1 protein-coding gene and 1 tRNA gene are annotated in these 1,547 nt (G+C 36.8%); one reads left to right on the top strand and one right to left on the bottom strand.

The window, feature by feature from the left end; genetic code table 11:
* Window positions 1-636: 636 nt before the first annotated feature.
* Window positions 637-710, bottom strand: a tRNA-Val gene (locus J7J01_02030).
* A 68-nt stretch (window positions 711-778) separates the two neighbouring features.
* On the opposite strand from J7J01_02030, the gene J7J01_02025 reads away from it, so the two are divergent.
* Window positions 779-1,507: a hypothetical protein gene (locus J7J01_02025; protein ID MCD6209670.1), complete on the top strand. Its 729-nt coding sequence runs from the start codon at window positions 779-781 to the stop codon at window positions 1,505-1,507.
* Window positions 1,508-1,547: the final 40 nt, after the last annotated feature.

Genomic DNA, 1,547 nt, shown 5'->3' with positions numbered 1-1,547 from the left:
TATATAAGTTTCGATTTATTTATGAGAAGAAAAAAGAATAATTAAGCTTATCAATCTCTCCTCTGCATTCCCTATTTCACAAAAGAAGACAAATTAGCATATAATAGACTAGCATATAATAGATATGTTATATACAAAAGTTAAATTGGGAGTTATTTAAAATATTGAAAATAACCCCTCCTTTTTGGAAGCGATTGAAAAAGCAATGGGGAAATGAAACATTTAAAGATTGTTTCTTTTAAATCACGTCATATAATCTGAAAACAATGGAGAACTGTTTTTAATTTATAGAAGTTATTTTTCAAATTAGACAATTTTAACGACTTTGATTTTTAGGTTTATCATGACTTTTAAATTTGTGTTAAAAAACGTTACAATTTGAAAGCAATCGAAACATTTATCATATCTACATCTTAACCGTGTTAATACCATGACAAAAGAAGGATACACACATATTATAGTTCCAAAGGGTTTACATGAGATTTTGAAAAGGGAAGCGAAAGCAAGGGATATGAGTATATCCCAATACATAACTGAAATCTTATCACAGATTCAATCAATTAAAGGTTTAGTATCAGATGATTCGGGTATTAATACGTTAAAGAAGAAAGAAGAAAGTTCTAAATTAAATATTAGTGGGCTCGATGCGATTCGAACGCACGATCTCCGCCTCGTGAAGGCGGCGTCATCACCAGCTAGACCACGAGCCCTTTTTAATATATTAAACCATAAATATTATAATTAAAAATCATTTTCCCTATCCCATTCTACATGCTACATGAAACAGATAACAAATCTCGTAACTATTAACACGAGCTATTCGAAGAGTAAAGCAGCGAGGATTTTGATGCACGAGAGTTATGAGTGCCTGTTTATAGATTTCACACGAAATCAGGAGGGGTTTATAAGAGAGATAGCGCATGGCATAGCTCCTGAGTTGATAGTTGATGCTATGGAGCCAGAGGATATAGATATAAATCGCTATCGAGCTGCCATGCCATTATTCAAGTGCCTGCCAGCACTTGGGGACAAAGCTCTGTATTGTTACAAAGAGGATGCTTCGCTACTTCTATCTCGAGATGCGGCGGTGAGGATATTGATTTTAACAGCGAAGGCAAAGATGGGTAAGATAGAAGTAAGCGAATGGAAGGAGGTTTTGAAGGACGATATCTTTAATGAGCATGAATCGGCAGGTAGCGAAGCGGAATATATAGCAGATAGAGCGAGGGAGCGGAATATATGCCTGGATGCCACGGATGAAGTATTAAACACCCTTTCCAAGCAAAGTTTCCATATAAAGAACATTGTGGTTGACACTCCCTGCAAGCCACTGGATATCCTTGGTGCAAAGCTAAAGCGAGAGATTCTTGGAGAAGTGGAGATAAGTGATGAGGAGGTGGAGCATCTCGTTAAGGAGCATGTGAGATTCGTGGATATGATTATAGAGCAGGGCTATGACCAGGCATATCGGATATGGGCAGGTCTTTTTGCTCCGGAAAGGGAGTGAGAATATGAATATAGGGGTGTAAATAGAGATGGAGATAGAG

The sequence above is a fragment of the Methanophagales archaeon genome, from assembly GCA_021159465.1.
In the GTDB taxonomy this organism is placed as follows: domain Archaea; phylum Halobacteriota; class Syntropharchaeia; order Alkanophagales; family Methanospirareceae; genus G60ANME1.
This window is presented reverse-complemented; position numbering and strand designations above follow the sequence as displayed.

Excerpts from the sequence above, each read along its gene's own strand:
- J7J01_02025 (MCD6209670.1), top strand. The coding sequence starts at position 779 with ATGAAACAGATAACAAATCTCGTAACTATTAACACGAGCTATTCGAAG.